The sequence below is a fragment of the Variovorax sp. YR216 genome, assembly GCF_900107745.1.
Lineage (GTDB): Bacteria > Pseudomonadota > Gammaproteobacteria > Burkholderiales > Burkholderiaceae_C > Variovorax.
Genome location: NZ_FNRO01000013.1, coordinates 1 through 23,540 on the forward strand (window position 1 = coordinate 1; position 23,540 = coordinate 23,540).

Here is a 23,540-nt window from a genome sequence, read left to right on the forward strand (position 1 = left end):
GGCCTGCGGGAGGTATTGATCACCGGCGGCCTCGCGCCGATCACGAATCGGCCGGTCGACGAGGTCTACGCGGCGACATGGGCGCGCGTGCGCGAAGCGAACCAGCGCTATCACGCGCGATACCCAGGAGACCTCGATCGTTTGCGGACGATCCTGCGCCGGCTCGACGAGGACGATGTCCGCTTGCCCAACGGCGACCGCCTCACATCGCGTCGGTTTCGGCAGACCGGAATGTGGCTCGGCGACAGCGCCGGGTTCGAACGGCTGCACCACCTGCTCGAGCTGCCCTTCGGCTCGGCCGCATTCATGGTCGACGCGCAGATGGCGTCATCCTGGGAGCGCAATCCGATCTACGCGACGCTCCATGAGTCCTCGTACGCCGACGGGGGTGCCACTCGCTGGTCGGCACACCGGCTCGCGCCCGAGGAGGCGATGACTGGCGACCTCCTCGGCGCGGAGCACGTCTTCCCTTGGATGTGGGACGACTACGCGGGCTTACGCGCGCACCGCGAGGTGGCGCAGCTTCTGGCCGAGCATCCATGGCCGCGCCTGTACGACGCTGACCGCCTCGCCCGCAATGAGGTCCCAGTGGCAGCAACCGTGTACGTCGACGATGTCTACGTAGAGCGATCATTTGCCGAGGAGACGGCCCGTGGCGTTCGTGGGCTGCGGGCCTGGGTTACCAACGAGTACGCCCACAACGGCCTGCGGGCCGATGGCGAGCGCATCGTGGGTCGCCTGCTCGACATGGTCCGCGGCCGGGCGTGAGCCGATGGACGGGGCCTTCGCGTATCCAGCAAAGGAATATCTGCTGGTTTTGCAAACCTGTACAAACGGGCCCAGCCATCCATTTCTGGATATGGGACTATTCAGAAACGAGCCTGCAGTGTGCCGCAGGCTCTCGATCGCCAACGCTTGCAAACGCTGAAAAGAGCCAGGGTTGCTTCCACTGCAGCGAGCAGGCCGGTCCCGGAGATGCGTTCGCGCGCTCTCTGCTCGGTCGCAATATCGGCTTTCGACTTTCACTCACAGCGAACCGCTATTCACTTGTAATCGGGCCGCCAATCGCCCATGGTGTCACGATGAAACCGGCCTCATTGCCTGCGAACTCTCCTCGCCAAATTACTCTGGCGTTTCACTTCAGGTACATCATGCCGGGAGAGTTCCTCGATATGAACGAGGTCGCCGTGTTGCTCCTCGCCCGGGTCATTCGTGCGGTAAGGCGGGATCTGAGCAAAACGGGCAGTCTGCTCCTGCGTGCGGGTCATTTGCTCTACACCGCGGATTTACACAGGCCGCTGGGTCCCGCCCTTCGCAATTCGCACATCCATACAGCCAAGCGACGTTTTCTTGGAGGGGCCCAACGCCAGATCAGAGACTATCTGGTTCCCTTGGACCGGACCTTTGTGGTCGTTGTCTCCGGGCGCGTGGAAGGGCGGCAGAGGCCATGGAGTGATCGCCTGCGGCGTCACTTGAGGCATCCGTTTCTCTTTAGCTTGGAAGTCGATCCTGACGATCCAGCGCAAGAAGCGGTCTACCTGCGACAAAACAGCGCCGTCGGGGAACTGGCGGGAGGCTGGTCGATGGCGGTAGATCTTGAGGCGCTAGACTTCGAGCCGAACATTTTCGAGATGCTCGACCGACTTGGCATCAGCCATGAATTCTCCGCACCGGCGCTTCGAACGCTCGTGGAAATGCTGTCGACTCCGCTGGGTCAGGGCAAGCGATGAAGTGAGTTCGCATGGTCCCGAACGCGACAGGATGCTTCATTTGTTCGTCCATCTTTTGCTCGGTATGACGAATGCTTGCCAGATTAGGACGGAGCCCAACCCAACGCACCCAGCCATCCATCGTCCTTGGCTTTCGTGACGAGATGCGGTGGGTCCCAAGGTCTGTCCGGCATCCAGCGTACCGACAAGAGCTTTCTATATGTTCCTGCCGGCCACACATCGATAAGGCATGACGTAGCGGCATCAGTTGGAAACAGGAGGATGCCCTCGGTCAGGAATATTCTGAACTCGGAGGTTTCCAATACCCAATGGCCAGGCATGTTGGGCTCCCAGGCTGAGTATTTGCCTTCGGCGCGTACCCATGGGGTGAGCGTTGCAATTGCCCAGTTCGCGAGGTCAAGCCGTTCCTGTGCTGTCATTGCAATGTCCTTGAGAAAGCTATTGGAGGCGTTGCATGAGCCCGGCGTCCATGGCCTTGATGTGCTGCGGATGAGGTGCGACGCCGCATCCGAGTAGCCCAAGGCCTGTCTTATGACCCTACTGGAGTCGCCGGCTGCTTTGGGATCGGAGTTCACGGCATTGCTGCCCATCTCGGTAACGAGCGGATTGTCGCGCGGGCCCGACCGCAACGGCCATCTGGGAGGAACACGGGTACCGATGCCCCCCGTCGCTGCTGGCAAGGTGAGCCTCGCTCTCGGTCAGATTCCTTTGCATGCGCGTCGAACCATCCAGTCGATCTCGGGTTCGGTGAACCCCCATGGCTTGGCTCGAATACCTACCGCCATTCGCCTCTCGAGTTCCGCGCGGTCCCAGGCAGGATTGGCCTCGAGCTTTCGGCGGGCATAACGACTCAACTGCGTCACCAAGTCTGCGCAGACGACGTACCGCAACGCAAGCTCTTCGTCGGTCCACCCCGACACGAAGGCGTCGTCGACTTTGCGAAGCAGCAGCTTGGGCTGGGCGCCGGGCACGGCGCCAGGCCGCGGATCGCGTGGAAAGTCCTCGGGAATCTTGGTTGGTGTCATCTGCAGCCTTCCTGAGGCTTAGTCCGGGCAAGCGTGAGGGCTCCCATGTCGCCTTGCATGGACGGTCCTATACGGCAACACGGAGCAGCCAGTTCTTCAGTCGCTGCTGCGTTTCCTTGCTCGAAAGTCCTGTCCCGGGCTCACACGCCAGCAAGGTGGCCGGAAACCCACGAGGAAACTCATCGACCTGGTCGTCCAGAACGAGCGCATCCGTGACTTGCGGATGCTCGCGAAGGAATCGCTCGATCGCGGTTGCCTTGGGCCCTTCATCCACAGCTCCAAGCAGCCTGTCAGCCACCGGCTCAAGAAAATCCGTGAGCTCTGGTGCCGAGAAATGTTCACGCCAGCTTGAATGAATGACGACCTGGACGTCGTCGAAGGGCTCCAGCAGCGCCGCGAGCAGGTCAATCCATTCGAACGGCAAAGTCGTGCCAGGTGGCTCTCCCGCCGGATGCAAGACGCCATCGAAGTGAAAACTGCTCTCATCCCTTAATTCATCTTCCTCAAGATTGAGACCGGGCGCGCTGTCGGGCGCAGTCACGCGTACGTTCCGCTTCTGATCTTTCCCAACAGGTCGTCTATCAACGTCAGGCCGGACCGCGTGGACAGGAACTCGGCAGGGCGCCGTCCTGCAAGCGCCGGAACCGGCGACTTGAGCCAGGTAGCTATCCACCGAGCGGGATCGAAGTCATCGGCGCCGCCGGCCTCCTGCACCATGACAGCAGCGCAGCCAATGAGGCAAGCCAGTCCAATTGCTCGATCGCCGTCGCCAGTCGCCAGAGGTTTGAAGTCCCTCCTGTGCCTTCTCAGCGTGGCCGCCGAGATGCCGAGTGCTCGGGTCAGAAAGTTCAGCGGCACGTCCATCAGCGCAGCGAGATCTTCAACGACATGCGCGGGCACTCCCTGCTCGACCACCGCGATGCGCGTCCATCCATCGGCAATAGACATCAGCACACAGAATGCAAAGGCTTCGCCGCGTGGATCGCGGCCTTGCTTCACGCGCGAATGTTGCGTACCCCGCTTCGCCTTCGATTGCATGGCGTCCTCACGGATCCGCTCGATGCCGGGAGATGAACCCCGACCCCGCGATTTCATTCATCTGACTCTCCAGGGAGCGGCGAGTCGGGGTCCCGCCCGCTGTGGGAAGGGTCAGTGCCTTCTTGCCGTGCCCAGTAGAAGTCGGTGACATCGCGCCACGGCGGCATGAGTTCGATGGCCCGCATCTCGATCAACGCCCTGGCGTGCTCGTCTTCGCTTGGTGCGCCCACCAATTTGTATCGCCTCCCGGATGACGTGATCGCCTCGCGCATGCACAGGGAGAGGACCGCAGACGTCAAGCGAATCGTTGGACGTTCGAGCAGAAAGCCGATGAGGTGAATGTCGCCGTCGCCGCTCATCAGCACACGCCACTGGACCAACTCCATATGCGGTTGCTGCTCGATGGGCGGTGCGGCTCTGCGATTGACAATCAGCAGGCCTGGCAGGAACTCCGCGTCTCCGGGACGATAGATGGGATTCATGAATCGCTCCTTCGAGTCAAACTTCTGTACCTGGATTCGGTACGTTTGTCCTTCATTGAGGGACTACACCGTCACGACCAGGCGCGGGTTGAACTGAGCGTTCTCTGCAACCCCAGACGCCGGCATGTACCCGCGCGGGTTGCTGAGTACTCGACAGTTGCCCACTCGATAGTCGAACGAGGTGTGCGTGTGCCCATGGACCCAGAGCACCGGAACCGCAAAAAACTCGTCGGGCAACTCGCTGATGAAACCGGCGGAAACCCAATCGGACGCGTACCACGGCGCCAGCGACCCGCGGTGCGGCGCGTGATGGGTCAGGACCACGGTCTTTCCATCGAACGGGGTCTCGAGCCGTTGCTTCAGCCATCGGCGCTGCTCGTGGTGAATGCGCCGCGCGTCCTCACCCCGGAAGATCCTTCCCTCGCGCTCCTGCCAGGTCCCAGGAAGTGCGCTTCGGTTGGGCACCCGAATCAACCGGAAGTCGTTCAGCGCGTTCTCGACCAGGCGCTCGGCCAGTTCCACATTGGTCTGCGGGCCCTGGGGTGTCTCGATCGCCAACGCGAAATCCGTCCAGAGGGTAGCGCCGAGGAACCTCACGCCCTCTAGCACGAGTTCGTCGGCATCCAAAACGTGCACGTGGGTGCGTGCGGCCAGCTCCCGCATAGCCGCCAACGTTCTGTCCATCCGAGTTTGGCGTGACCGTCTGTAGTACTCGTGGTTTCCGGGCACGAGGATCGCTTGCCTAGACGCCAGCGCCTCGCTCTGCAAAGCCCACTGGACCGCCAGCTCACCCGGCTGATAGATGTCACCGGTGAGCACGGCGACGTCGAACTCGAGATGCGTGGGGACCTCGAAGTTCCCAAATTCACAATGCAGGTCGGACAAGACGAGCAGGCGCATGACGTCAAGCCTTTCCCCCGGCTGAGCCGTCCGGCGTGTCCGGCGGCAACTCGGGCATCAGCGTATGCAGATTGAGCAGGGTGAAATGGCCCTCCGGCATCCAACCGCCCGTGTCGATGTGGAACGCGTTGCCGAGCACCGTCACACCAGGCACCGTCACGTGACCGTGGATGACGGCCCGAACGTTCTTCACGACGCGACGGTACTGGCGCTTGAAGCGAAGGGGTGCCCAGAGGCAGCACCGAACAAATGGGTGGTCGTCGTCCAGTTGCGCCCAATCGATCGATCGCAGTTCGGACCAGTCGTCGACATAGGAGTCCGAGTGAACGAGTCCGACGATTCCGATAGGCGTCTCCACCTCGATGACGAGAGGCAGCGCGGACAGCCTCTCGGCGATGGCCACCTGTTCGTTTGCCGGTAGAAGCTCCAGCCAGTCGCCGCCGTTCATCTTGTGGAACCGGCGGTCGAAGGGTGCACCATTGACGCTGCGCCACGCCATCTGCTCGTGGTTGCCCATGATCGCGTGCAGCCACGGCTCACCGAGCCACTCCAACACCTGATCCGACTGCGGCCCGCGGTCGATCAAGTCGCCGACGCAGAACAGGCGGTCGACTCTTCCGTCGAACTGAACCATCCCCAAGGCCGCTTTCACCTCTGCGAAGCAGCCGTGAATGTCGCCTATGGCGAGGTCGCGGCCCTTTCGGTTCATGGCGAACGACTTCGAATCAAACGAGATTCTTTCCAACTTTGCCCCCAAGTTGCGTCACCAAAGTGGGTTGAAGGGAGACCAAAACTGCCAACAAGCCTATATGGCGCGCAACAAGAGAGAACGCTATAGGATTCATCGAATCTCGTCAATCAGAAGAAGCCGCATAGTCTTTAGCTACGAATCCTATAGGATTCAATACGGTCATCGATAGAAGATCTCTTCGTGACGATGTTCTCTGACTGTCCCAGCAGATTGAGAAATCCTATGCACGAACACGAGCACGAGCATGAGCGTGAGCATGAGCATGAGCATGAGCATGAGCATGAGCATGAGCATGAGCATGAGCATGAGCATGAGAGAGGCACTCTTGCTTTTCCCGATGCAAGGCCGCTTCTTGCAATGTCCCCGCAAGCACTTGCGAGGACCATCACGGATGAGCGGCACGTCATCCTTACAGAAGCTGCTGAATACTTCCTCATAGCAGAGGGAGATCGGTCGACATCAATCATTGAGTCGCTATCGCAGCTACGTACTCTACGCCGTGTTCAGTTGCCAGGATGGTCGGCATCGGTGCGGTGCGACCCGAGTGCAGTTCTTCTGGAAGGACTGCGCGAGCTCTCGATCGGTGAATTTGTCGTTTGGGCGCTTGGCCAGCGCTATCGGATGACGGCAGTCATCGATGATGAATGGTTCTCACACTTTGAACGGCCACCGGCAATGCATCTCCGCATCCTACGAACTTCTGATCTTCTTAAGTTGCAACGCCGATCGTTCTGAGGTAACGCCTATGGAGTTCCTTCCGTGGCCCCGCATGCCCTGGTTGCCGGGCGAAACGCTCTTCAGCATATGTGCTAGGCACCATCGGGTGTGGGGAACAACGACTAGCAGTCAAAGTGCGAGAGTTTTGTTCGGAGATTCGCAGCGAGCAGGTACATACCACGATCTACCTGGAGGACTTGGCGAACTGGAGGTCCGCGCGGGAGGGATTTGGGGTACTTTTCGAGAGATAGCCGTTACGAAGACGTTACTCTCCTTCTACAGGCCATTTCTCTCTGTCGAAAGGATTGAGAAAGCCATTGCTCTGATGAAGGGCCCTTCCGTTGCTCATCTGAAGTACCAATTGGGTCTTCTTACCTCAGGGCTGAGGGCAAACCATCCGCTCAAAGCGTGCTCGATGTGCATGTGCGAGGATCGAGCCAAGTATGGCTGGACGTACTGGCATCTAGAGCACCAGTTTCCAGGCGTCTTGTATTGCGAGCTGCATGGGAAGCCATTGACCACGTCGCAAGTCAAAGCTAACGGAGTTGGAAGGTTTTTGTGGTTCCTTCCCTCGGATGCGCAACTTGAAGATGCGAGTAGCGAACCAACAGGTGCAAAGCATTTCTCCACGCTTGTCACCGAACTTCAGTCGCGCGCATGGCAGGACGGAGAGTTGGATCCTGCGCGGCTCAAAGTCGTTTTTAGAGCTCGCTTGTCTCAGCTTGGGGCTGTTCGCTCCGCTAACGGACGCTTGTTGCTAGCTGAGAGCGCAAGTAGTCTCCTAGCCTACGCTCACCTGCTGCGTCAAACTTCCGATGTGTTCGCCTGGACTCCACGGACACTCACCGGCGCGGTGGCCCAAGTACACGACCTAGTCGGAGCTGGGAGGCAAAGCTCACACCCTTTACGCTGGCTGCTAGGAATTAGTTGGCTTTTTCGAGATTTTGTGGATTTTCTGAGCTTGTGGGAATCAATCGAAGGTCGCTCTGAGATGCCGAGTGACGAGCTGAGCCTTCCTGATTTGGAATCAGTCGAACCGGACGACGGAGGGGCGGCGGTAATGCTTCCGGAGAATGTGCGTAAAGCCGCACAAGCATGCCAAGCAGCGATTTCGCTAAACCCTCAGCGAGGGCCCAAGCGGTCGGAACTTGTGTCCGGCAAGCAATCGTCTGCGATCACCAGATTGGCTAGTGGCGAATCGCTAGGGGCAGTGAGTGAGGGGGTAGGTGTTTCGGTCGCGGACTTACGAGCCCTCTTGCGAAGCAATGTGGGCCTGCACGATGCGTGGAAAGCTGCAGGGTTCTCACGGGTCCTTGCTGAGCATCGCGAGACCTGGCTCAAACGGAACCAAGCATCCGATCGCGCTGCAACTAGGGCGTCCTACCAGTGGCTGTATAAGCATGATGCTGAGTGGCTAGGGCAGCAGCCCCGTCGTTCGTCGGTTGATTGGCAGGCGCGAGATCAGTTATTGGCGGGCAAGATCGACGCGTATATAGGTGGATTGACCTCAGTGGATCGCGAACGGTTAAGACTTTGGAGTATCTGTCAGCGAATTCCTGAGCTTCGGATGCGTATGGCGGCGATTGACCGGCTGCCCATGACCGCCGAGCGCCTCATGCCGTACCGTCGAGCACGAGCGAAACGCTGATGCCGGTGTAGCGCGGCCTCGCCCCTCGTCGGAAGCGCTGCTTCAGGTTTCAAAGCAGCCGCTGTCCGCTGAAATGCCTCTTGCATGCGCGCCTCGTGTGTTCCAGGCGGCATGGCTTGGGAGCGCCTTCTTCGCTAGTTGTGGGCGACTGCGCCGAATGGCACTGCAACATATTTCACCATAGAAAAAAGCTTTTCAATTCGCATTTGAGCTAGTTTCTATTAATGGCGTAGTGACCTTAATTCGCAGGAAAAGTTGTTGAAAAATCAATGACTTAGCGCCACCAATCAGGCACCCTCTGAGTCACGAACCCAAACTTGTCGGTTTGCCGACTGTACTTTTTGTGCGCATCGCTGAGGTCGCTCCAACCATGATGGTCCCACCTCAGAACGGAGATGACGCCATGAAAAAAATCAAGCACGCCAACAAACATGGGAGTGCGAACGAGCAGCAAGAACATAGGGGCGAACGCGAAAGGTGTGCCGTGGCGCGCATGCGTGAGTTCTCGCGCTTTCTCGCCGCAGGCGATCCGTCACGATCGATCAGTTTTCTGTCCGCCGTGACGGTTGCAGGACTCGTGGTATGGCGCGATCGCAACTTCCTCCATGTGGAGGATTGTCGAGTTGTCTTCACCCGATATGAATTCTGTGGCAAGTGCATCAGTGAACAGTGCTGCATTGTTTACCGGTATCTGCGCTTGTGGGACACGAGACCGAATCGACTGCCGATCATGGTCCCGGTCCGGTCCGGGTCCCGGTCCGGGTACTGGTAGGCCGCAGTCGCTGCCGATCTAAGGATGCGGGACGCAAGTGATCTCAGCATGACGCATGGTGCTGAGCCGGTAGACGAGGTTCACCAAGTCACTCTTCGAAAACTCGGCGATAGCAGCCTGCGACCTTCTGGAGGGTGTGTGATATGCGAACCACCAAGCGATTCACAGGCAAGGTGATCGAGCGCTTCGAACGAGAGGGGAGAGGACTAGGAGCGTTTGCAGACTACTCCCCGTATCACCAAGTCTCAAGAGGGGATCCGGCTAGTAGCGGACGCAGTCACCTACATGTGTGGCGCTCCCGCCTTAGAAGCTTGCTTTCTGACGGTGAACTGAGCGTCGAGTTCTCTTTCTGCATGCTGCCGGAACTCAAGGATCTCGTGGAGCAGTACCCCTTGGATTGGTTCAGCGATCTCCATCCACTTTGTCGTTATGGATGTGATAGTCAAGCGGAGTACCCTGGAACGCTTCAGATCGCGGAAGAGCTGGGATTGAAGCATCCGTGGATGAGGGATGGATCTGGCCCGTGGCGAATGACAACGGACTTTGTCGCGATTCTCAACGGTGGTCCATCGCTACTCGCCGTTGCACGGAAGCCCGACCCGCTAGCCACTCTGTCCACTCGTGACAGAAGAGAGAAGGAGCTTCTGAGGATCGAGCGAGAGTACTGGAAAAGGCGAGACGTCGAGTGGCTCCTCATCACTTCGGATGAGTTCGATGCGCGAGTGGTGAAGGAACTCAGAAGATCGGCTCCTTGGGCGTTGGCTGACAGCGTTCAATCTGATGAAAAGGCCAAAGCAGTCCGAATCGCAAAGGCCAATCGACATGCGAGCCTTTCACAAATACTTCAAGCAACAGCGCAAGCATTGGGGAGCATGGAGGCTGCGCAGGCTTCCCTGTGGCAATCGATCTGGCGAGGAGAGCTTCCGATCGACCTGCGACGCTCTTGGAGGCCTTACCTGCCTTTGCGCCACATTTCGGAGGCGGAGTTTTGGAGCCTCAACCCAGTGAGATCAAGGAGGTCTGCATGGCCCAAAGTCGATCCACAAGAAGTCTAAAAGAGCTTTCGCATGACGCTACGTTCAAGCTCTTAAGAGCTACGTCGACCGCGAAAGCGGGATTGATCTACCGTTGCGTCGTCGATGACATCCGCAGTGATGCAACAGTTCTCGTCGCAATTCCTGAAGACACCTATTCCCGCGGTACCGGAGGGCGACCAAAGCATGTTGATCGTGATTTGAAGCGTAAAAGAAAGAAGCCGCACGGTATGCGTCTGGCCAAGTCACCTTGCCCCCGAGCGGGCGAGCGTGTAGTCGGCGGCTGCGTTTAGGCCGACGGCATCCAGCGGTGCGGCAGCAGGTCTTCAATACGGCTTGCCGGATGAGTCGGGAGCCGCTCGAGCACATCCTTGAGATACGCATAGGGCTCGTGCCCGTTGATGCGCGCTGAGTGCAGCAGGCTCATGATCGCCGCCGCCCGCTTGCCCGCGCGCAGGCTTCCTGCGAACAGCCAGTTCGATCTTCCCAGCGCAATCGGCCTGATGTGGTTTTCCACCCAGTTGTTGGAGATCGGCACGTCGCCGTCATCGACGAAGTGCGTGAGCTCGCCCCAGCGCTTCAGGCTGTAATCGATAGCCCTGATCGTCGCGGAACCCGGCGGCACCAGTTGGCGCTGCGCCACCAGCCAGCGGTGGAACACGGCAAGCACCCGCCGCGACTTGCGCTGCCGTATTCGTCTTCGCTCTTCGGCCGTCTTGTTCTCGATTTCGCGCTCGATGCGGAACAGGCTTTGATGGAAGCGCAGTGCCTGGCGCCCCACCTCACTACTGTGGTTGGCCCATAGTTCGTGGAACTTCCTCCTGGCGTGCGCCATGCACTGCGCCGAGGTCACTCCTTTGTCGAAGCAAGCTCGGTAGCCGCTGAACCCGTCGGTAACCAGGGTGCCCTTCCATGCGCTCGGGGTTTCCAACTGCAGGAACTCGCGCACGTTCTCCCCGCTGCGGGTCTCGCTGAACTCGAACACCACTGCCTTCGTCGGATTGCTGCGCGGGGTGCAGTAAGACCACATATAGGCTCGGTGTGTCTTGCCGTTGCCCGGCTTGAGCATCGCCACCGGTGTCTCGTCGGCGTGCAGCACCGCGTGTCTGCGCAGCTCGTCGGCCAGCGCCTGCACCAGCGGTTGGAGCTGCGCGCCGCACTCGCCCACCCACTGCGCGAGCGTCGAACGGGCGATCAGGTGACCGGCGCGCTCGAAGACTGCCTCCTGGCGGTACAACGGCATGTGGTCCAGGAACTTGGCTACCAGCACCTGGGCCAGCAGGCCCGTGGTGGGGATGCCTTTGTCGATCACATGCGCCGGTACGGCAGCTTGCACGAGCGTCTCGCAGTGCCGGCAGACCCACTTGCCGCGCACGTGGCGCTCCACGGTGAAGACGCCGGGCTGGTAGTCGAGCTTCTCGGCCACGTCTTCGCCCATGCGCTGCATCTGGCAGCCGCAACCGCACACGGTGGACTCAGGCTCGTGATGCACGTCGCGCCGTGGCAGGTGCGGCGGCAGTGCCTGCCGTTTGGGCGTCTTCTTGTCGGTTTTGTCGCTGGCAGCATCGCCGTCGACGCCCAGCCCCTTGATCTCCCGATAGAGCTCGGCCAGGTCCTCGTCCAGCGTGTCCTCCAGCAGGCTCTTTTGCTCGACGCTGCCGGTGAACTTCTCGCTCGTCGCGGCGAACTTCATGCGCTTGAGCACCGCCACTTCGTGCGTGAGCTTGTCGATGAGCGCCTGTTTGAACGCCACGTCGCGCTCGCGCCGCTCGATCAGTGCGTCCTTGGCGCGCAGTTGTTCGTCGCGCGCGGCCACCTCGGCCATCAACGACAGCATCGCCTGCCGCACCTGCGGGTCCAAGACTTCCAGCTGCTGCGCGCTGATCATGGAGTGTGATCGTCGCGCCTCACCGCGTCGATCACATCGGCATATCCAGCAATTGCCACGCCTCAAGGGCCTTGACTCAGATCACGCGAATGATGCCGGCTTCTCCCAAGCGCTGCCACGGCAGGCCCAGCACCAGCGCATCGAACTGCGTTCGGCTCAAGCTCAGGGTGTGCGCGCTATCAGCCGACCAGACGAACTTGCCCGCGTTAAGTCGTCGGGCCGCCAGCCACACGCCGATGCCGTCATGCACAAGGACCTTCATGCGGTTGGCTCGGCGGTTGGCGAACATGTAGGCGTGATGCGGACGGGCTTCACCGAACACCTTCACCACGCGGCCCAATGCCGCTTCAGTGCCGGCGCGCATGTCCAACGGTTCGACCGCCAGCCAGATGGCCTCGATGCGGATCACCGCAGCAACTCGCGCAGCCACATGCCGCACTCGGTGGCAAGTGCCGCCGGCCAAGTCACCACGATGGTCGTGGAACCTCGTCTGACTTCCATGCGAATGTCGCTCGCTGGCGTGACCGGCGCAGGCAGTTGCACGGGCACGAAGGACGACGACGCCTCAGAGCTGGGCAAAGCCTTGCGAGCGGTGCCTTCCGCCACTCCGCCAGGCGACACCTCCGCGTCACGCACCCAGCGGCGCAGAAGGTTTGCATTGATGCCCAGCGCCATCGCCACGGATGCCATGGAGACACCGGGCTGCGCCGCGGAAGCGACCGCATGGGCCTTGAATTCGTCGCTATGCAACCGGCGGCGTCGCCGGTCGCCCGAAGCCTGAGGAGCGATAGTGTGCACGTGTCCACCAACAGTCGTAGTGGATACGAGCATCCTTTGCTCCTAAGCCGCGTTCAAGATGGGTTTGCCGGACGCATACGCCGCACGCGTCATTGCATACCGCCTTGATATGGACCAGCCACCGCGAACTGGTGGAGCTATGGGAGAGTGGGAACGTCGTACCGTTGACCCTGACGTCCCCAGCGCGCAAGAAGAAGCTCACGGATGGCGACGATGCGAAGTACAAGATGCGACTGTTGGTCATGGAGCCGTTCCTGCATCTTCCCACTCTGAAAGATTGCCTTTTGAGCGAGCACGGGTGGGGAAGGCTGGTGGGACAGGTGGTTGAGTCCCACAAAGTCAGCAAGACGTACGTCTACACCTTGATCTCTCTTCTGTGCCGATACGGATTCAGGGAGGGGAGCCTTCGGCTGCATCGTGAACGGTGCGGGGCACCGGGAGTTTCAAGGCCCTGTGACAGAGACAAGAAGACCGGTGTCTGGACACGGCGTAAGCCGGGCCCGAAATCCGAGGCTAGTGCAGTTGGAGCCTCGCCAGTCCAGCCTGGCATGACTACGGATTGGACCGCGAGGATCCTTGCGGCTGATCTCCTGATACCTTCGCCGAAGCCAAAGATGCCGGATCGAGTAACCACGATTTTGGAATCTGCCTTCTGTAAATTGATCGAAGAAGCAGATGGCAAGGTTCGCTATGTCATCCCGCCGATCGGCGAGTACCCAAATCGACGGCAAGTTCAGCGGGTCTTGGGAGGCTCCAAGACCCTTCTCGAGCGGGCTATCGAGAAGACTACGGCGCGCCATTTCGAAGCCAACCGGCGCGGCTATTCAGGGAGAAACTGGCAAGGTGTCGGAGGGCCAGGGCATCAGTGGGCCATTGACTCGACTGTTGGAAAGGTATTCCTCCGAAGCTCAGTCAATCGTGCCTGGATCATCGGCCGCCCTATTGTTTATGTCATCGTCGATGTCTGGTCTACAGCAATTGTCGGCTTCCACGTGTGCCTGTCCGGTCCGAGGTGGGAGGAGGCTCGAGCCGCCTTGTTCAATGCGGTTGCGGGCCCCTTGTTCGCCACCACTTGGGGGCTCGACGTGCCGCAGCCTGTGCTTTTTCCGGAACCCACACTCTGCTTCAACTTGCTGTGCGATCGAGGTGAGTATCTGAGCAAGTCGCACAAAGTACTTGCGCTCGAGCTGCTGCCTATGACGAGCTACACGCCCCCCTATAGGGGAGACTTGAAAGGGATGGTGGAAGTGCTCCACCGAATAGTAAAGGACAAACAGTATTCATTTGTGCCTGGCGCCATGGATATTCGACGCGCGGAAATGGAGAAGAAAAAGCTCAACCCGGCTTTGAGCAAGTACACCTTGCAGGAGTACGTAGCGTACTTGAAGATCATTTTTGATCTGTACAACGCAACCGCCAACCGAGAGAAGCGCTTGGACGCTGGAATGATCGCCGACGGGGTCGTTCCCACGCCCGCGGGGCTTTGGCGGTGGGGACACGAAACGGGGATCGGACTAACTCGAACAATCCCGCAGAGTGAGCTAATCCGAAAACTCTTGGTACCGACAGATGTCAGCGTCCTACGGGACCGCGTGCGACAAGGCGGTTGCGATTATGAGGCAAAGGAGGTAGACGAGGCTAAATGGACAACCCTGGCCAGGAACTTCGGTTCGTGGACCGTTTCCGGCTTTCGGTATCCGGGGCCGATGTCCAAGATCTGGATCCCGTTTGATCCTAAAGTGGACGAATTGCTGCAGCTCAATCTAGTAGATGAGAGCCTCGTCGCCGAAGGAACAACTTACGATGAGTTCGCGGACGCGCACGCTGTTCAAGTGGCAGCGCGTCCCAGTCAAGAACATCGGGCCGTGACTACCGAGGTGGATGCGAAGCGGAGGGTGGATGAGCTGACAAAAAAGGCCACTGCGCTGACCAACGAGGCTGAAGCGAAGGCTGCAGGCACGAAGAAGCCTTCATTCCAAGAAGCTCGCCGCAGCGAAGCGAATCCGGCGGCGCGGAAATCTGTCTCGCCCAAGAGTCCCAGTGTGCCCGACACGCTGGCAACTGAGGAGGGCTTCGCAAAGATGATGTCAGGCATCATCGCTCGCCTGAAGTAGGCGACCAAGGATTGCATGCAATCGCCTCAATCCAACTGGAGCAACCCTTACGGGGGAAATGTATTGCTTCGAGGCCTTGGTGCGATTCCTTCGACCAAGGAGATTTCAGCCGCGCACACGGTCCTCCCGGATGTCCCGCCTCGTGACGCTATCAAGTCGATGCCGCCGCACCTCCGACGGCATTTCATGGAAACCGCGGTGCGGGGCTTTCGGGTCTGCACATCGACGGATATGCGGGTTCACACGACACTGGACTTGGCTATCCGGCAATCTCTCGCTGATCGCGATCCAGCTCTACCAAAGACGTGGTCCGCGCTCGTAGGGGAGTCTACCGAGCAAAAGATACCTCGTAGGCCGCTCTCCAACGGACCCGCGTCTGTTAGCGAAGGCATCTCTGGAACTGGCAAGTCAGTGGCTCACGACTTGACGCTGAGATGCTTCCCGCAATTGGTATCGCACGAGTCGTTTCCCGGAGTCGACGGAGAATTCCAGCAACTTGTTTGGACGTCAATCGAAGTCCCCTCTGAGGGAACCTCATTGGCATTCGCCAAGGAGTTGATCCATGACTACGAGAGGGTCACTGGCGATAGGGAGAGATTTTCGAGGATCAGGGAACTGAAGAAGCCGAGCGGGATTCAGGTTTTGGACGAGTGGCTGCAAGTCGCTCGGAGCCGATTCTTAGGCGTGCTGCACGTTGATGAGGTTCAGAATCTGTTCAAGCTAGCTCCCCTTCGAACTCGGACCAGATCGGACGATCGACAGGAGTTGAGCATCGTCGAGGACAAGCTACTGCTTTGGATCCAGAAGGTCGTCAATCTTGGTCAGTTGGCGGTCGCAGTATCGGGGACACATGATGGAGTTAGTGCACTGTTCTCTCGCTTCAGCACGGCTCAGAAACTGACGACTGCGGGCTACCATGAGTTCGGGACGTTTCGATCTGTCAACGACCCTATGTGCAAGCTTTTCTTTAAGGAACTCTCAAAGTATCAGTACTTCGCGGAGCCAATGGCAATAGACGCCACCGTTCAGGATCGTTTGTTGGAACTTACCGGAGGTGTCCTGCGGTTGATCATAACGTTGTGGCGGATGTCACACCGCCGAGCATTCGAGCGATTGGAATTGGAGGAGAATCCGCGAGACGTTTTGGAGTTGAATGATTTTGAGGTTGCTGCCCAAAGCGCCCCGCAGGCGGTGCGCCATGCAGTCGCGGCGCTCAGGTCAGGCGACACTGCGGCACTTGCAAGATATGAAGACATGGCGCGAACGGGGCACCAATGGGGTGACCAATAGCCGTTTGGACTTTGAACATAGTGCGTTGCAGTTGAATCGAAGATTACTAACGCCCTGTGGCCGCATCGGTGCAACCTGAGGGGTGGGGTCATCGCCGTCCACTCCTGCGAGGCCGTCGGATAGAGGATTAGGGCTCATCAATGAGTCGTTCAAGTTCTTCAAAAAGTGCAACACGATCAGGGTGAAGAACTCTCAGTTGCTGGATTAGATCAATGGACTGAACTTGCGCGATCGTCCGAGATAGAGCGCAAAGCGCGATTCGAAGAAAACCTTCTACAGCTGACACTGGCAAGCCGCCTGAGTATGCGGACGCTTGCAGCGATAGTCTTCGAGCGACAAAGGCATTCAGGAACTTAAAGACTTGATGGAGTTCGAAGTCCGGTTGGCTTTCAAGGACCAGTCGAGGGATGCCGTCGCAGACTTGAACGTTCATCGCATCAGATATTGTGCAACTGACTCGACCAGAATTCAGAAACCTCCGACGGAGGCGTTCTGCCACGTCGCGAGTAGTCTGCAAGCACTGTCGGCTTATGTTTTCGGCGGACTTTCGATCAAGTCCCACAGTGAATAGGGCCTCGCGGAACGATTTGCGTTGATCGACGAACTTCTTCAGGAAACATGCTAGAAGGTGGGGAGATATGCCGTCCAACGATGGAAGCGATCGTGAGATCAGCGCGCGTCTAGTTGCGGGGATCGAGGAGCCGAGCAACTGTGCAGCGCGACTGAGATTGCCAGTCGTCCTAACGTATGCCCGTTCGATCTGACGAGTTTGCTCGCCTGAGAGTGAGGGCGACCCGATGGTGTGTGAGTCGTTCTCGACTGATCCCGCAGTGAGCATTCGCTCAATAGCGTCCGAGGCTGAGGGGTAGAGTGCGGCCAGGGCGGCAACGTAGACGGGAATGCGTATGGAAGCGCGGCGAACCGTGATTGCCTTCTCGATGGTGGGATAAGCAGTGGTTCCGCGGTCACGAAACTCCGGAATGACCTGCTCAAGCCAAGCGGAGTCGAAGCTGCGCCGAAGAAGATCCGTTAGAGAACGTTCTGAATTTGCCTCAACAAGTTGTTCGGCCGCTCTGCGCTTCAACTCCTGAACCATTCCGTACCCGGACAGGGGGGCCGACATGAAGAGGAGATTCATTGCGATCTCTGCATATGCCATTGCAGTCACGCTTGCTCTCATCCTCTCGGCCCATTGGTGTTCCAACAAAGAGACCTCGTCGGAATGCGCGGACGGTGGATGCAAAAATGGGTGTGGTTTCGTCGTAGACGCGAGTGAGCGAAAGTGGATATGGCAGCAGTAGATTCCTGGAATTTGGTGTTCACGGTGCCAGTACGCCCTGCCCGCAGACTGGATGTCATCGCGGATGCAATCCCGGCAAAAGTAGGCATTAGGCGATCGCAGGTGCTCTGACGCACGAAAATTGGCCGTCGCATTCGGCGCGCCGAACGGGATGCCAGGACTGAATCGCACAAAAGCGCGTGCGAATGGCTGAATGGTGTGTTCGCAGATCAGCGTTTGCGCACTGAGTCCCAGCGCCCCTGCCAAGACTTCCACCTTGCCTTTGATTTGACGTCCGTTGTCGTCTAGACCGAACGTCGCGCGGAGCAATTCATTTCCCGCCTCTGGGGATACTCCGTTTAGGCCGTAGACGTGTCCTTCGTAGCCTTCCGCCAGTTCTCCGGGAAGAATGTGAGTAAAGACGAATGGTTTCACGGCGTCCCCTACTTCTCTAGTCAAGGTGATCGTACGAGGCCCTCACCTGACTGGGAAGCGTTCGCGACACTAGCGTCCACAGTGCAATACTCTCATTGTTGGGTTCGCGACTTCGCGTTGATCCAGTACTCATGCCACCCGGGCTGCAGGCCGCATGGACGCTTGGTGGGAGTTCACGACTTAATTTGTCGAGATCACAAGCTCAAGGCCAACGGCGGCAACCCGGCGGATTCGATCCTCGCGCGCTTCGGCGGCAGCGTGACGGTGAGCGGCGTGCGCATCGCGACGGTCACCGCGCTGCACAGCAACGGCGTCGATCCCGACTACATCGGCGGCGAGCTCGGCAAGGCGATGAAGGATGCGGGCATCGCCGGCGACGTGGGCCTCGCGACCGGCTACGTGCTGCGCTTCAGCAATGGCCTGGTGGCGTACCTGTCGGGCGATACCGGCATCGTGGCCGACCAGGAACGCGTGGTGCGCGACTTCTACCACGCGAAGCTCGCGGTGATGAACATGGGCGACGGCTTCACGACCGGGCCGGCGGAGTCGGCCTTCATCATGAACGAGCTGGTCAAGCCGGTGTCGGTGATCGCCTCGCATGCCAACGAGGTCGGCACGGTCAACGGCAAGATCCGGCCGGGCAGCAAGACCGAGGCCTTCATCAAGGCGGTCAAGGTGCCGACCTTCGTTCCCCTGTCGGGCCGCACGATGGAGTTCAACGCCGACGGCAAGTGCGCCGTTGGCTGCGAGGCGCAGATGTAGCCGTCTACGGCTGCGCCTGCGCCGGCACCGCCACGCCGAGCGACTCCGCAAGCCCCGAAAGCGAGCGCCAGATCGCAGGCGCCATCTCCAGGTGCGTGGCGTTGCGCTCGCGGTTCTGCGCTTCGTATTCGCCGGGGTATTGCACGCGGTCGAAGCCGGGCGCGGGCGGGGTGTCGTGCAGGTAGTTGAGGAAACCTTCGACTTCGGCGCTCTTCCATTCGAGCCCGAACTCCATCGCCGGATCGATCAGCACCGCGAACATGTTGTTGACCGCCATGCCGTCACGCGGGTTCTCGGGCTGGATCGTGCCGCCGCCCGACAGCACGCCCGCGAGCAACTCGGCCACCACGCCCAGCGCGTAGCCCTTGTGCGCGCCGAAGGGCAGGATCGCGCCCGGCGGGTCGGCGAACATCACCGAGGCGTCCGTGGTGGGCAGGCCGTCTGCATCGATGATGCAGCCTTCTGGCAGCGGCTCGCCTTTCTCGGCGGCCACGCGCGTCCTGTTGAAGGCAACCGCGCTGGTCGCCATGTCGACCACCAGTGGCGGCCGGCCGTTTGGCATCGGGCCGGCGAAGCACACCGGGTTGGTCGTCAGGCGCGCCACCTTGCCGCCATAGGGCGCGACCATCGGCGGGCGGTTGATCACGTTGGTGAAGCTCAGGAGCACATAGCCTGCTGCCGCCGCCATCTCGCCGTAATGGCCCATGCGGCCGAGGTGGTGTGAACGCCGGATGGTCAGGATGCAGTGGCCGGTCTGCTTGACCCGCTCGATCCCGGCCTGCATGACGACCTTGCCGACATGCTGGCCGAAGCCGCCGTGACCGTCATACATCAGCAGGCCGCCGCGGTCCGCAATGCACTCGGCGTGCGCATCACCGTGCAGGTGGCCGCCCTGCATCGACTTGCGATAGCTGGGCAGGATCGAGAGGCCGTGGCTGGTGTAGCCGCAGCGGTCGGATTCGAGGAGGTGCTCCGCCACATCGGCCGCGATGTCGTCCGGTACGCCCTGCGTCGTGAGGATCCGTGTGCCCAGCGAGCGGGCGTCGTCGAGGGAAATTTTCATAGGGATTCTCCTGTTCGCAGGCACCCGCGGAACCGGCTTTGCCGGGCCGCCGGGTGCGCCCCCGGAGAGGGGGGTGGAGAGCGACACGAAGTGCGCGAGCCTGGGGGAGAGCTTCATCCTAAGTCCAGCCGAGCCAGCGCCAGTAGGTAAGGGCGAAGAGCAGCATCAGCAGATACCCGACAATGGTGACCGGAACCCCCACCCGCGCGAACTGCTTGCCATTGAAGGTCTCCGTACCCAGGCAGACCATGTTCTGCGGCGCGTTGATCGGCAGGATGAAGCCGAAGCTCACCGTGAAGCCGAGCAGCATCGTCATTCCGACCTTGTGGATGTCGCCGGGCAAGGTCTGCAGCACCGAGATGAGGATCGGCAGCAGCGCTGCGGTCAGCGCGGTCGCGCTCGCGAAGCCGAGGTGGATCAGGATCAGGAAGGCCGCAAGGATCGCGAACACCATCACCGTGCCCTGCGTGGCCAGCCCCGAATGCGCGACCACGAACCGCCCGAGCCACTGGCCGGCCTGCGTGGACAAGAGCGCCGTGCCCAGGCTGATGCCCACGCCGAAGACGATCAGCGTGCCCCACGGGATGCGGCTCTGCAGTGCCTTCCAGTCCATCACGCCGACGCGCGGCAGCATCAGGATCACGAGCCCGACGTAGGTGATCGACGCGGTGTCGATGTCATGCAGCTTGCCTTCGGTGGCCCAGAAGAGGAGCAGGCCGATCGACACCGCTGCCAGGCGCTTCTGCGGCCCGGTCATCGGGCCGAGCGCGGCCAGCTCCCGCTGCACCGCCTCCTTGCCGCCGGCGATCGATTCGGATTCGGGCGGCAGCAGCCAGCGCACGAGGAAATACAGCACGATCGACATCACCACCGCCCACGGTGCGCCGGCGATCAGCCACTGGATCCAGCTCACGCGTTCGCCGAGCAGCTTGTCCATGAATCCGACGGTGAGCAGGTTCTGCGCGGCGGCGGTCTGGATGCCGACGTTCCACACGCTGGTGGCCTGCGCGACCATGATCATGATGCCGGCCGCGATGTTGGAGCGCTTGTCGACCCCGAAGGCGGTGATCACGCCCATCATGATCGGCACCACGCAGGCGCTGCGCGCCGTGGCGCTCGGCACCACCAGCGACAGCACGATCGTGACCACGATGCTGCCGATGAGGATTCGCCGCGTGGTGGTGCCGATGGTGGACAGCGTGACCAGCGCAATGCGCCGGTCCAGTCCGGTGATGGTCATCGCGGCCGCGATGCACAGCGCGGCGCCGACCAGCGCCAGTGCGGTGCTCGAGAAGCCCGCGAGCGCCATGCCCAGCGCCGCGCCGGTGCCATAGGTTGTCGAGGGCGCATCCACCTTGGGCGCAAGGCCGATCAGCGCGGCCATCAGCGAGGTGATCATGATCGCGCTGGCCTCGTAGCTCACCGCCTCGCTGATCCAGACGATCACCGCGAAGACGAGGATCGCCAGCATGCGTTGGCCCGCGACCGGCAGGCCCTCGGGCTGCGGCAGCGCGAGGATCGCGAGCATCGCCGCGGCCGCGAGGTAGAGGCCCCAGGGGACTGGTTTGCGCGCAGCCGCCTGGGCGGCCGGCTGCGTGCGGACGGGCTCCTTCGTGCTGATGCTCATGAATGCAGTCCCTTCGCTGGGTGCTTCGGCAGAAGCGTCGGGTTGCAAGGGTAGCAGTCAGCGCCTGCTGGGCCAATTCATACGTTTCGCGCCGCGCCGCGCGAAGCGCGGCCTCCTAATATGTCTTATCGAGCTGCTCCAGGATCGCGGGGTTCTCCAGCGTGGAGATGTCCTGCGTGATCGCTTCGCCGGCCGCCACGCTGCGCAGCAGGCGCCGCATGATCTTGCCGCTGCGGGTCTTGGGCAGGTTGTCGCCGAAGCGGATGTCCTTGGGCTTGGCGATCGGGCCGATTTCCTTCGCGACCCAGTCGCGCAGTTCGGCCGCGATCTTCTTCGCGTCGTCGCCCTGCGGCCGGTTGCGCTTGAGCACCACGAAGGCGCAGATCGCCTCGCCGGTGGTGTCGTCGGGCCGGCCGACCACGGCGGCTTCGGCCACGAGGTCGGTCTTGCCGACCAGCGCGGATTCGATCTCCATGGTGCCCATGCGGTGGCCGCTGACGTTGAGCACGTCGTCGATGCGGCCGGTGATCGTGAAATAGCCCGTCTTCGCGTCGCGGATCGCGCCGTCGCCCGCGAGGTAGTAGCGGCCCTGGAATTCGTCGGGGAAGTAACTTTTCCGGAACCGGTCAGGGTCGTTCCAGATGGTGCGGATCATCGACGGCCACGGCCGCTTGACGACCAGCATGCCGCCTTCGCCCCAGGGCATTTCCTGCCCGGTCTCGTCGACGACCGCGGCGGCGATGCCGGGGAAGGGCAGGGTGCACGAGCCCGGCACCAGCGGCGTGACGCCCGGCAGCGGCGTGATCATGTGGCCACCTGTTTCAGTCTGCCAAAAGGTATCGACAATCGGACAACGGCGGCCGCCGACATGCTCGTGGTACCACTCCCAGGCGGCCGGGTTGATCGGCTCGCCCACCGAGCCGAGGATGCGCAGGCTCGACAGGTCGTAGCGTGACGGATGCACCGCGGGGTTGCTGTCGGCGGCCTTGATCAGCGACCGGATCGCGGTCGGCGCCGTATAGAACACCGTCACGTGGTGGTCCTGGATCATCTTCCAGAAGCGTCCGGCGTCCGGGTAGGTGGGCACGCCCTCGAACACCACCTGCGTGGCCCCGAGCGCCAGCGGCCCGTAGGTGATGTAGGTGTGTCCGGTGACCCAGCCGATGTCGGCGGTGCACCAGAAGACGTCCTCGGGCCGCAGGTCGAAAGTCCAGTGGCAGGTCAGCGTCGCGTGCAGCAGGTAGCCGCCGGTCGAATGCTGCACGCCCTTGGGCTTGCCGGTGGAACCGGAGGTGTAGAGCAGGAAGAGGGGATGCTCGGCCTCCACCCACTCGGGCTCGCAGGCGGGGCTCTGCGCGGCGACGACGTCGGCCAGCCACAGGTCGCGCGGCGCCTGGAAGGGCACTGCGCCGCCGGTGCGCCGCGCCACCAGCACGTGGCGCACGCTGTCGCAGCCGCCGAGCATCAGCGCCTCGTCGACGATGGCCTTGAGCGGCAGGTGCTTGCCGCCGCGCGCCTGCTGGTCGGCGGTGATGACCAGCACCGCCCCGGTGTCGGCGATGCGGTCGCGCAGCGCCTGCGCCGAGAAGCCGCCGAACACCACCGAGTGGATCGCGCCGATGCGCGCACAGGCCTGCATCGCCACCACGCCGTCGATCGACATCGCGATGTAGATCACCACCCGGTCGCCCTTCTTCACGCCCAGCGACTTCAGCGCGTTGGCGGTGCGGCAGACGCGCTCCAGCAGGTCGCTGTAGCTCACGTGGGTGACCTGGCCGTCGTCGGCCTCGAAGATCAGGGCGGTCTTCTTGCCCAGGCCGCGCTCGACGTTGCGGTCCAGGCAGTTGTAGGAGGCGTTGAGCGTGCCGTCGCCGAACCAGCGGAAGAACGGCGCCTGGCTGCTGTCCAGCACCTGGGTGAAGGGCTGCTTCCAGTCCAGGTATTCGCGGGCCAGCCGGGCCCAGTAGGCCTCATGGTCCGCATCGGCCTCGGCGATGAGTCGGTCATAGGCCTCGCGGCCGGACACATGGGCGCGGCGGACGAGGGCTTCGTCGGGCGCATAGAGGGCGGAGGAAGCGGAAGTTGTCGCGGGCGTGGCGCTGGTCATGTCGGCTCCTGAAGGTTCGTTCGACCCCGGCAACCCGGCCGCGCCGAGGCCCCGGCACCGGCCGGGTTTCCACCCGGCCT

The 23,540-nt window shown here is 61.1% G+C and carries 21 protein-coding genes and 1 pseudogene; 9 read left to right on the forward strand and 13 right to left on the reverse strand.

The window, feature by feature from the left end; genetic code table 11:
* Positions 1-768: pseudogene (locus tag BLW05_RS36060) on the forward strand (aminopeptidase); the annotation flags it as partial.
* Positions 769-1,082: 314 nt separating this feature from the next.
* Positions 1,083-1,730: a hypothetical protein gene (locus tag BLW05_RS25125; RefSeq protein WP_143044913.1), complete on the forward strand. Its 648-nt coding sequence runs from the start codon at positions 1,083-1,085 to the stop codon at positions 1,728-1,730.
* A gap of 698 nt (positions 1,731-2,428) precedes the next feature.
* On the opposite strand, the gene BLW05_RS25135 is transcribed toward BLW05_RS25125, so the two are convergent.
* The 6 genes from BLW05_RS25135 to BLW05_RS25160 form a co-directional block, all read right to left on the reverse strand.
* Positions 2,429-2,755, reverse strand: coding sequence for a hypothetical protein (locus BLW05_RS25135; RefSeq protein ID WP_093166304.1), 327 nt, complete (start codon positions 2,753-2,755; stop codon positions 2,429-2,431).
* A gap of 67 nt (positions 2,756-2,822) precedes the next feature.
* Complete coding sequence (locus tag BLW05_RS25140; protein ID WP_093166305.1) at positions 2,823-3,296, reverse strand: HAD domain-containing protein; 474 nt, start codon at positions 3,294-3,296, stop codon at positions 2,823-2,825.
* Positions 3,293-3,850, reverse strand: a complete 558-nt coding sequence (locus BLW05_RS25145) for an antitoxin Xre/MbcA/ParS toxin-binding domain-containing protein (RefSeq protein ID WP_093166306.1) — start codon at positions 3,848-3,850, stop codon at positions 3,293-3,295. Before BLW05_RS25145 ends, BLW05_RS25140 begins: the two co-directional genes overlap by 4 nt.
* Positions 3,847-4,275, reverse strand: a complete 429-nt coding sequence (locus BLW05_RS25150) for a hypothetical protein (protein WP_093166307.1) — start codon at positions 4,273-4,275, stop codon at positions 3,847-3,849. The genes BLW05_RS25145 and BLW05_RS25150 overlap by 4 nt, the downstream gene beginning before the upstream one ends.
* A gap of 63 nt (positions 4,276-4,338) precedes the next feature.
* Positions 4,339-5,175, reverse strand: coding sequence for a metallophosphoesterase (locus tag BLW05_RS25155; protein WP_093166308.1), 837 nt, complete (start codon positions 5,173-5,175; stop codon positions 4,339-4,341).
* A 4-nt stretch (positions 5,176-5,179) separates the two neighbouring features.
* Complete coding sequence (locus BLW05_RS25160; protein ID WP_093166309.1) at positions 5,180-5,884, reverse strand: metallophosphoesterase; 705 nt, start codon at positions 5,882-5,884, stop codon at positions 5,180-5,182.
* A gap of 264 nt (positions 5,885-6,148) precedes the next feature.
* On the opposite strand from BLW05_RS25160, the gene BLW05_RS25165 reads away from it, so the two are divergent.
* From BLW05_RS25165 to BLW05_RS25180, 4 genes are all read left to right on the forward strand, one after another.
* Positions 6,149-6,661, forward strand: a complete 513-nt coding sequence (locus tag BLW05_RS25165; RefSeq protein ID WP_177142806.1) for a hypothetical protein — start codon at positions 6,149-6,151, stop codon at positions 6,659-6,661.
* 34 nt (positions 6,662-6,695) lie between these two features.
* Positions 6,696-8,291 (forward strand): TnsD family Tn7-like transposition protein, encoded by a 1,596-nt coding sequence (locus tag BLW05_RS36865; protein ID WP_371126974.1) that lies wholly within the window; start codon positions 6,696-6,698, stop codon positions 8,289-8,291.
* Between the two features lie 403 nt (positions 8,292-8,694).
* Positions 8,695-9,063: a hypothetical protein gene (locus BLW05_RS35535; RefSeq protein ID WP_143044915.1), complete on the forward strand. Its 369-nt coding sequence runs from the start codon at positions 8,695-8,697 to the stop codon at positions 9,061-9,063.
* Positions 9,064-9,416: 353 nt separating this feature from the next.
* Positions 9,417-10,118 carry a TnsA endonuclease N-terminal domain-containing protein gene (locus BLW05_RS25180; RefSeq protein WP_256330486.1) on the forward strand — a complete coding sequence of 234 codons (702 nt, stop codon included), beginning with the start codon at positions 9,417-9,419 and terminating at the stop codon, positions 10,116-10,118.
* 268 nt (positions 10,119-10,386) lie between these two features.
* Here BLW05_RS25180 and BLW05_RS25185 read toward each other — a convergent pair whose 3' ends face one another.
* The 3 genes from BLW05_RS25185 to BLW05_RS25195 all read right to left on the reverse strand — a co-directional run bounded on the left by BLW05_RS25185 (position 10,387) and on the right by BLW05_RS25195 (position 12,735).
* A complete protein-coding gene (locus tag BLW05_RS25185; RefSeq protein WP_093166462.1) occupies positions 10,387-11,934 on the reverse strand; it encodes an IS66 family transposase in 1,548 nt (515 codons plus the stop codon).
* 127 nt (positions 11,935-12,061) lie between these two features.
* The gene (gene tnpB / locus BLW05_RS25190) at positions 12,062-12,394 is read right to left on the reverse strand and encodes an IS66 family insertion sequence element accessory protein TnpB (RefSeq protein WP_093166314.1); all 333 of its coding nucleotides are present in this window, start codon (positions 12,392-12,394) and stop codon (positions 12,062-12,064) included.
* Complete coding sequence (locus tag BLW05_RS25195; RefSeq protein ID WP_177142808.1) at positions 12,391-12,735, reverse strand: transposase; 345 nt, start codon at positions 12,733-12,735, stop codon at positions 12,391-12,393. The genes tnpB and BLW05_RS25195 overlap by 4 nt, the downstream gene beginning before the upstream one ends.
* A gap of 662 nt (positions 12,736-13,397) precedes the next feature.
* Here BLW05_RS25195 and BLW05_RS25200 point away from each other — a divergent pair.
* The gene (locus BLW05_RS25200; protein WP_177142809.1) at positions 13,398-14,897 is read left to right on the forward strand and encodes a DDE-type integrase/transposase/recombinase; all 1,500 of its coding nucleotides are present in this window, start codon (positions 13,398-13,400) and stop codon (positions 14,895-14,897) included.
* Positions 14,898-15,434: 537 nt separating this feature from the next.
* Complete coding sequence (locus BLW05_RS25205; RefSeq protein WP_143044917.1) at positions 15,435-16,187, forward strand: hypothetical protein; 753 nt, start codon at positions 15,435-15,437, stop codon at positions 16,185-16,187.
* Positions 16,188-16,314: 127 nt separating this feature from the next.
* Here BLW05_RS25205 and BLW05_RS25210 read toward each other — a convergent pair whose 3' ends face one another.
* Positions 16,315-17,901, reverse strand: a complete 1,587-nt coding sequence (locus tag BLW05_RS25210) for a TniQ family protein (protein WP_177142810.1) — start codon at positions 17,899-17,901, stop codon at positions 16,315-16,317.
* 165 nt (positions 17,902-18,066) lie between these two features.
* Between BLW05_RS25210 and BLW05_RS25215 the strand changes: the two genes are divergently transcribed.
* Complete coding sequence (locus BLW05_RS25215) at positions 18,067-18,663, forward strand: MBL fold metallo-hydrolase (RefSeq protein ID WP_256330487.1); 597 nt, start codon at positions 18,067-18,069, stop codon at positions 18,661-18,663.
* A gap of 4 nt (positions 18,664-18,667) precedes the next feature.
* On the opposite strand, the gene BLW05_RS25220 is transcribed toward BLW05_RS25215, so the two are convergent.
* The 3 genes from BLW05_RS25220 to acs form a co-directional block, all read right to left on the reverse strand.
* Complete coding sequence (locus tag BLW05_RS25220; RefSeq protein ID WP_093166319.1) at positions 18,668-19,726, reverse strand: Ldh family oxidoreductase; 1,059 nt, start codon at positions 19,724-19,726, stop codon at positions 18,668-18,670.
* A 118-nt stretch (positions 19,727-19,844) separates the two neighbouring features.
* Complete coding sequence (locus BLW05_RS25225) at positions 19,845-21,353, reverse strand: DASS family sodium-coupled anion symporter (RefSeq protein WP_093166320.1); 1,509 nt, start codon at positions 21,351-21,353, stop codon at positions 19,845-19,847.
* Between the two features lie 115 nt (positions 21,354-21,468).
* Entirely contained in the window at positions 21,469-23,460 is a 1,992-nt protein-coding gene (gene acs, locus BLW05_RS25230; RefSeq protein ID WP_093166321.1) for an acetate--CoA ligase, read from the reverse strand.
* Between the last annotated feature and the right edge of the window lie 80 nt (positions 23,461-23,540).

Excerpts from the sequence above, each read along its gene's own strand:
- BLW05_RS36865 (WP_371126974.1), top strand. The coding sequence starts at position 6,696 with ATGCCCTGGTTGCCGGGCGAAACGCTCTTCAGCATATGTGCTAGGCAC.
- BLW05_RS35535 (WP_143044915.1), top strand. The coding sequence starts at position 8,695 with ATGAAAAAAATCAAGCACGCCAACAAACATGGGAGTGCGAACGAGCAG.
- BLW05_RS25160 (WP_093166309.1), bottom strand. The coding sequence starts at position 5,884 with ATGAACCGAAAGGGCCGCGACCTCGCCATAGGCGACATTCACGGCTGC.
- BLW05_RS25145 (WP_093166306.1), bottom strand. The coding sequence starts at position 3,850 with ATGAAATCGCGGGGTCGGGGTTCATCTCCCGGCATCGAGCGGATCCGT.
- BLW05_RS25225 (WP_093166320.1), bottom strand. The coding sequence starts at position 21,353 with ATGAGCATCAGCACGAAGGAGCCCGTCCGCACGCAGCCGGCCGCCCAG.
- BLW05_RS25165 (WP_177142806.1), top strand. The coding sequence starts at position 6,149 with ATGCACGAACACGAGCACGAGCATGAGCGTGAGCATGAGCATGAGCAT.
- BLW05_RS25185 (WP_093166462.1), bottom strand. The coding sequence starts at position 11,934 with ATGCTGTCGTTGATGGCCGAGGTGGCCGCGCGCGACGAACAACTGCGC.
- BLW05_RS25180 (WP_256330486.1), top strand. The coding sequence starts at position 9,417 with ATGCTGCCGGAACTCAAGGATCTCGTGGAGCAGTACCCCTTGGATTGG.
- BLW05_RS25220 (WP_093166319.1), bottom strand. The coding sequence starts at position 19,726 with ATGAAAATTTCCCTCGACGACGCCCGCTCGCTGGGCACACGGATCCTC.
- BLW05_RS25200 (WP_177142809.1), top strand. The coding sequence starts at position 13,398 with ATGCCGGATCGAGTAACCACGATTTTGGAATCTGCCTTCTGTAAATTG.
- BLW05_RS25125 (WP_143044913.1), top strand. The coding sequence starts at position 1,083 with ATGAAACCGGCCTCATTGCCTGCGAACTCTCCTCGCCAAATTACTCTG.
- BLW05_RS25155 (WP_093166308.1), bottom strand. The coding sequence starts at position 5,175 with ATGCGCCTGCTCGTCTTGTCCGACCTGCATTGTGAATTTGGGAACTTC.
- BLW05_RS25135 (WP_093166304.1), bottom strand. The coding sequence starts at position 2,755 with ATGACACCAACCAAGATTCCCGAGGACTTTCCACGCGATCCGCGGCCT.
- acs (WP_093166321.1), bottom strand. The coding sequence starts at position 23,460 with ATGACCAGCGCCACGCCCGCGACAACTTCCGCTTCCTCCGCCCTCTAT.
- BLW05_RS25150 (WP_093166307.1), bottom strand. The coding sequence starts at position 4,275 with ATGAATCCCATCTATCGTCCCGGAGACGCGGAGTTCCTGCCAGGCCTG.